Raw genomic sequence first — 5,601 nt, 5'->3', positions numbered from 1 at the left:
GGCTCGCCCTCGGCGAGCTCCCGGCGACCCCCGACGGCCGGAACCCGGTGCGCGCCGCGGGCCGCCTGTTCCTGTCGGCGCCGCGCCCGGGCCGGCTGGTCTCGCTGGACCTGGACGCCTGGGCCGGCCGGCCGGGCGTCGCCCGCTACGAGCCCAGACTCACGCCGGGTACACAGGTGCGCCCCGCCGAGAACTCGGGGGACCGGCTCGCCTGGGCCGTACTCGACTGTGCGACACCTGCCGAACTGAGCGCCCTGGCCGCGGAGCTGAGGGCCGGAGCAGGTGTCGTGACCGCGGAGGGGACCTGAAGCGCACAGCGCGGTCCTCACTTTCCCCAGCTTCGAAGGAGCCTCATGTCCCGGCAATACGTCCTGATCGTCGGCGGTCGGATCGAGAACGTCCGCAAAGCGAAGGCGCAGGGCCTCGGCGTCGTCTTCCTCCAGCGGCCCGAGCTGTTCCTGGCGGAGCACGCGGCCGAGGTCGACGCCGCGCTGCTGATCGACTACACGCGCTGGGACGTACTGGAGCCGCTGATCACCGCGGCACACCGCGTGTACGGCTTCACGAGCGTGACCACGACCAACGAGGCCGGGGTGGAGCCGGCCGCGCGGATCAGCGATCTGCTCGGGCTCGGCGGCGTCCCCCATGAGGTCGCCCTGCTGCTGCGGGACAAGCTCAGCATGCGCCGCCATCTGGAGTCCGCGGCACCGCACGTCACCGTCGCCGCGAAGGAGGTCACCGACCGTGCGGGCATGGAGGAGTTCGGCGCGGAGCACGGTTATCCGTTCATCGTGAAGCCGATTGACGGAATCGCCAGTCTCGGCCTGCAACTGGTCGAGGACGAAGGGCAACTCGACGACGCCTGGGCGACGTTGAACCGACTGCGCGGGGTGGATCACCAGTTCGCGACGGCCTTCCCCATCGACCGGTTCCTCATGGAGGAATTCGTCGACGGGCCCGAGTTCTCCGTGGAGGCGTTCACGTTCGACGGGCGCCACGTCATCGTGTCGGTCACGGAGAAGCTGACGTCCGACCATTTCGTGGAGCTCGGCCATGTCGTCCCGGCGAGGCTGGCCCCGGGAGCCGCCCAGGAGGTCGAGGCCTGTGTGACCACGTTCCTCGACGCGATCGGCCTCGGGCAGGGGCCGAGCCACACCGAGGTGCGGCTCTCGGTGCGGGGCCCGCGTGTGATCGAGTCCCACAACCGCCCGGGCGGTGACCGGATCAGGGACCTGGTCGAAGCGGCGTACGGGTTCGACGTGGAGTTGTACACGGTGGCGTGGCAGAGCGGGACCCTGCCGCCGCTGACGGCCCGGCCCGGACTGCGGCAGGGCGCGGCCACCCGCTTCCTGAGTGCGGAGCCGGGGACCGTGACCGCGATCGAGGGGCTCGCGGAGGCCCGGGAACCGGAGGGCGTCCTGGACGTCGCCCTGTCGGCCCACGTGGGCGACACCGTACAGCCGCTCAGGTCGAGCTGGGACCGCCTGGGCCAGGTCGTCGCCGTGGCAGAGGACGCGGACGCGGCCCTCGCCCTGTGCGAGAAGACCTGCGCGGCCGTGGTCATCCGGACGGAGGTGCCCGCCGATGCCACCGAGTGAACCCGCTCCGGACACGGGACGCCCGTCCGCCGGACGCGTCGCCGAGGGGGCGGGCCCGTCCGCCTTTGGCGACCACACGGAGATCACCACGCGGGAGGAGCTGCTGAGCCTGATCGGCGACCCCAGCCCGGTGGTCTTCAGCAAGGCGTCGCCGGTGCTGCGGGAGTTCGAACGGGAGTGGATCCGGCACACGCCGCTGTGCTTCGTCGCGACGGCTGCCGCGGACGGCACCTGTGACGTCTCCCCGAAGGGGGACCCGCCGGGCTTCGTCCATGTCCTCGACGACTCGACCCTCGCGGTCCCCGACCGACCGGGCAACCGCAGGCTCGACAGCTGGCTCAACGTACTGCAGAACCCGCACGTGGGGATGGTCTTCGTCATCCCCGGCAGGGGGGACACGCTGCGGGTCAACGGCCGCGCCCGGCTGGTGCGTTCCCCGTGGCTCCTCGACCGGATGGTCGTCAAGGGGAACCGGCCGGCGCTGGCGCTCGTGGTGGATGTCCAGGAGGCATACTTCCACTGCGCCAAGTCCTTCATGCGCGGAGCGGTGTGGGACCCGGATTCCTGGGCTCCGGACGCCGCCCCGTCGAGGGCGCGGATCGCGAAGGCCACCGAGTGGACCGACGTACCTCTCCAGGCGCTGGAAGAGCGGTACGGTCCCGGCTACGCACGGCGGCTCTACCCGTGACCCCGGTGAACCGTGACATCCCCGACCAGGGGGTGCACCGGGGGCGGAGACGGGGTGTACGGGGGGTGCGGGGGTTGTGTCCTGACGGTTGAGCTGAGGTGAACGCCAAGCCTTGCCAAAGCTTGGCAAGGCTTGCCAAAGCCGCCGCCGGACATTAGTGTCAGGGGCGTCGAGCGGGTGAGTGTCCGCCCGATGGCTGGGGGGTGATCAACGGTGATCGCGTCTACGGTGTCCGCGTCCGTGTGTATCAACTGGGGGTTATGCATCATGAAGGTTCTGACCGGCGCTCTTGCCGCCTTCGCGTTCTCCGTCCTTCTTGTGGCCGGCAACTTCTCCGCCGGCTCCTCGGTGGAGCTCGCCGCGTCGGGCGACCAGTCGACGGTCGCCCCCATCGCAGTCGACGGTCGCCCCCATCGACTGGCCGTAGGCGCTCAGGTGCGCTCAAGGCTTGCCGATTGAGGCAACTTTTGACAGACTTTTGGTCGGTGGGGGTGCCGCTTCTGCGGCCCCCCATCGGGCGTTCTGTGCGGGACGTCCTGTGGCGCTTGGAGTCGAGACCCTCAAGGACGGCGGCCCATCATGCTGGAACAACCGAGCTTCGGTCGACGCTTGCGGCAACTGAGGCTCCAACAAGGCAAGTCGCAGTCGGAGTTGACGGGGACCGGGATGTCGGCCGCCTATCTGTCCCGGCTCGAATCAGGGGCGCGGCGCCCCACGGACAGGGCTGTGACCTACCTCGCCGAACGGCTCGGTGTCCCGATCGAGAGCTTCACGGAGCACTCCGAGGACGATCTCGCCGATCTCGTCATGACGCTCTCCTCGCGCTCGGACGGTGAGCGTGACACGGAGATCCGGGACTTCCTCGCGGCCGCGCTGAACGACGTCGCGGAGGTGAGCGAGACGACGCGCTGGGAAGCCCTGGCCCTCTTCGCCCGTCAGCACGCGGCGCTGGGCGACTTCGAGGAGGAGTGGAAGGTCCTGGGCAAGCTCGCGGAGGTGAGCCGGGAACTCAACCGCCCGACCCTTCAGGTCCATGTCCTGCAACGCATCGCCCGGTGCAGCCGCAACCTGGGGGACCTGGAGGAGACCCGGCGGGCCGCGCGCGAGGCGCTGGACCTCAGCCGCCGCCACCAACTGCGCGTGCTGGCGACGGACCTGGTCCGGATCAAACTGCTCCTCATCTCCGCCGAGGCCGAGCTGGGCAATCTGACCGAAGCCGCCAAGCTCAGCGCCGAGACGTGCGAGACCTTGCCGCGTGACACGGGCGCGCTCGCGGCGGAGGCCTACTGGACGGCCTCCACCGTCAGCATCCGCCGGGGCAGCCCCGACAGGGCGCACGAGTACATGCAGGCCGCACTCGCGGCCCTGGCCAGTCCCGAGGACCTGGTCCGGGTCTGCGGCTGGCAGCCGCCTCCCTGGCGCTCCAGGCCATGCCGCCCCGGGTGCAGGAGGCCCAGGTCTTCCTGGCGGAGGTGGAGCCGGCCCTCCAGCTCACCGGTGTGTCCCGGCACGTGCAGGAGATGACGCTGCTGAAGGCCCAGTTGAGCTACCACCAGGGAGACGCGGAGCAAGCCGCGCACCTCGTGGACAGCATCGCGGGCGAGGCGAACCTCCTGGAGTTCCGGGACCTGGTCCGCTTCAAGACGCTGCGTGAGATGCTCGCGGCCCGCCGGCGACCGGCGGGGCGCCGCCTGCGCGAGCTGGCCGCCGAGGTCCAGATGGCGCGCATGCCCGACCTCAGCGCGGAGGTGTGGCGCGCCGCCGCCGAAAGCCTCTCGGGCGAGGAGATCCAGCAGGCCCCGGAACCGGAATCGGCCTGAAGGCCGGACGGGCGCCCCGCCCGCCCGCCTCCGCGACGAGTCCGACGCCGCGACGGGCCCCGGCGAGCCGGCTCCCCGGCCCGGCGGCCCTCGGACGTGCCTGACGCACGGGTGACGTGGCCCCGGCCGGCAACGGGCCCCCTCGCGCGGCAGGCCCTGGAAGCCGCCCGCGGCCCGGCCGATCGGGCTCGCGGTTCGGCCGTGGTCGGGCGAGGAGCTCACCGGAGCCGCGCACGCCCGTGAACCGCGGCCCGACGGGCACCCCCACATCACCGTCGCCCTGGCCACGCACGGTGTCGGCCGCGCCTCCCGCGGCCCCGGTGCGCTCCCCGCCCACCGGGTCGCCACCGGACCGCAGTCGGTACGGCTGTTGTCGGCGCGGCGCGAGAGCCCCTGACGGACTGGACCGGCCCCGCCCGCCGGGCCGCGGACCGCCCGGTGGCCGCTGCCGGTCGGTGGTGGCCGCGTGCGGGCGGACGGCGGCCGCCGTCGGACGCCGGCGGAAAGAGCTGGTGCACATCTCTTCTCTTGGTTCGGAGGGCGCTGTTACATTCCGGAAAACAAGAATTCATTTCAGTCTGTGACTGGAGGCACCCATGACGGTTGTCGATGATGTCCCCGCCGCCCACGCGCCGGTCCGTCGCGAGCTGCCACCGTCGATGGTCGAGCGGGTGACGCTGATCATGGACGCGTTCGAGGGGCGATCGTCCCGGCTGTCCCTGGAGGAGGTGTCCCGGTGCACGCGGCTTCCGCGGTCCACCGCGCACCGCATCCTCGACCAGCTCGTACGGCTGGGCTGGCTGGAGCACACCGCGCTCGGGTACGGACTCGGGCGCCGCGCCCTCGGGTTCGGCGGCGGGGACGGGGCGCACAGCAGGATCCGCGAGGCCGCCGCCGCCCGCCTGCACCACCTGCAGATCAGGACCGGCATGGTCGTGCACCTGGCCGTCCTGGACGGGGCGGAGATCCACTACCTCGACAAGGCCGGCGGCAGGTTCGCCGCCACCGTGCCCTCGCGGGTCGGCGGCCGGGCACCGGCCCACTCGACGGCCCTGGGCAAGGCCATGCTGGCCTGGCTCGAACCGGAGGACGTGGAGGCCCGGGCCGGCGGGTCCATCACCCGGCTGACTCCGCGTACGATCGCCGACCTCAGCACCCTGCACCAGGAGCTCAACCGCATCCGGCGCCGCCACGGCCTCGCCTTCGAGCGCGGCGAGTGCTTTCCCGACATCGCGTGCGTCGCCACCGCGGTCCGCGGACCCGAGGGGCCCGTCGCCGCGATCTCCCTGGTCGGAGACGCCTGGTCCCCGCTGGAGAAGGTCGCCCCGCTGGTGGTGGACGCGGCCCGGCAGGTGTCCCTGGAGCTGTTCCCGGGGCAGGAGGAGCTCCGGGCCAGGCCGGCCCGCCGTGCGGCCACCTGCCCGGAGGAGACCTGGTCGCCGCAGGCCATGGACCGGCTGCTCGCCGTGGGCCAGTACGGGGACTGGCAGTAGCC

Annotated in this window: 7 protein-coding genes; all 7 read left to right on the top strand. The window is 71.9% G+C overall.

The genetic code is table 11. The annotated features are described in order from the left end of the window. Positions 1-308 (top strand): hypothetical protein (locus tag IH13_RS42950; RefSeq protein ID WP_031089050.1); only part of this gene is annotated, 308 nt, incomplete at its 5' end. A 45-nt stretch (positions 309-353) separates the two neighbouring features. After that, the gene (locus IH13_RS0129270; protein ID WP_031089048.1) at positions 354-1,598 is read left to right on the top strand and encodes an ATP-grasp domain-containing protein; all 1,245 of its coding nucleotides are present in this window, start codon (positions 354-356) and stop codon (positions 1,596-1,598) included. Continuing rightward, a complete protein-coding gene (locus IH13_RS0129265; RefSeq protein ID WP_082317754.1) occupies positions 1,585-2,286 on the top strand; it encodes an MSMEG_1061 family FMN-dependent PPOX-type flavoprotein in 702 nt (233 codons plus the stop codon). Before IH13_RS0129270 ends, IH13_RS0129265 begins: the two co-directional genes overlap by 14 nt. 240 nt (positions 2,287-2,526) lie before the next feature. Next, positions 2,527-2,745: a hypothetical protein gene (locus tag IH13_RS0129260; protein WP_158791377.1), complete on the top strand. Its 219-nt coding sequence runs from the start codon at positions 2,527-2,529 to the stop codon at positions 2,743-2,745. A 150-nt stretch (positions 2,746-2,895) separates the two neighbouring features. Then, the gene (locus IH13_RS38785) at positions 2,896-3,810 is read left to right on the top strand and encodes a helix-turn-helix domain-containing protein (protein WP_234433434.1); all 915 of its coding nucleotides are present in this window, start codon (positions 2,896-2,898) and stop codon (positions 3,808-3,810) included. Continuing rightward, complete coding sequence (locus IH13_RS0129250; protein WP_158791375.1) at positions 3,807-4,106, top strand: hypothetical protein; 300 nt, start codon at positions 3,807-3,809, stop codon at positions 4,104-4,106. Before IH13_RS38785 ends, IH13_RS0129250 begins: the two co-directional genes overlap by 4 nt. 659 nt (positions 4,107-4,765) lie before the next feature. Beyond that, entirely contained in the window at positions 4,766-5,599 is an 834-nt protein-coding gene (locus IH13_RS0129245) for an IclR family transcriptional regulator (RefSeq protein ID WP_199814888.1), read from the top strand. Positions 5,600-5,601 lie beyond the last annotated feature (2 nt).

The sequence above is a fragment of the Streptomyces sp. NRRL WC-3549 genome, from assembly GCF_000721935.1.
Lineage (GTDB): Bacteria > Actinomycetota > Actinomycetes > Streptomycetales > Streptomycetaceae > Streptomyces.
This window is presented reverse-complemented; position numbering and strand designations above follow the sequence as displayed.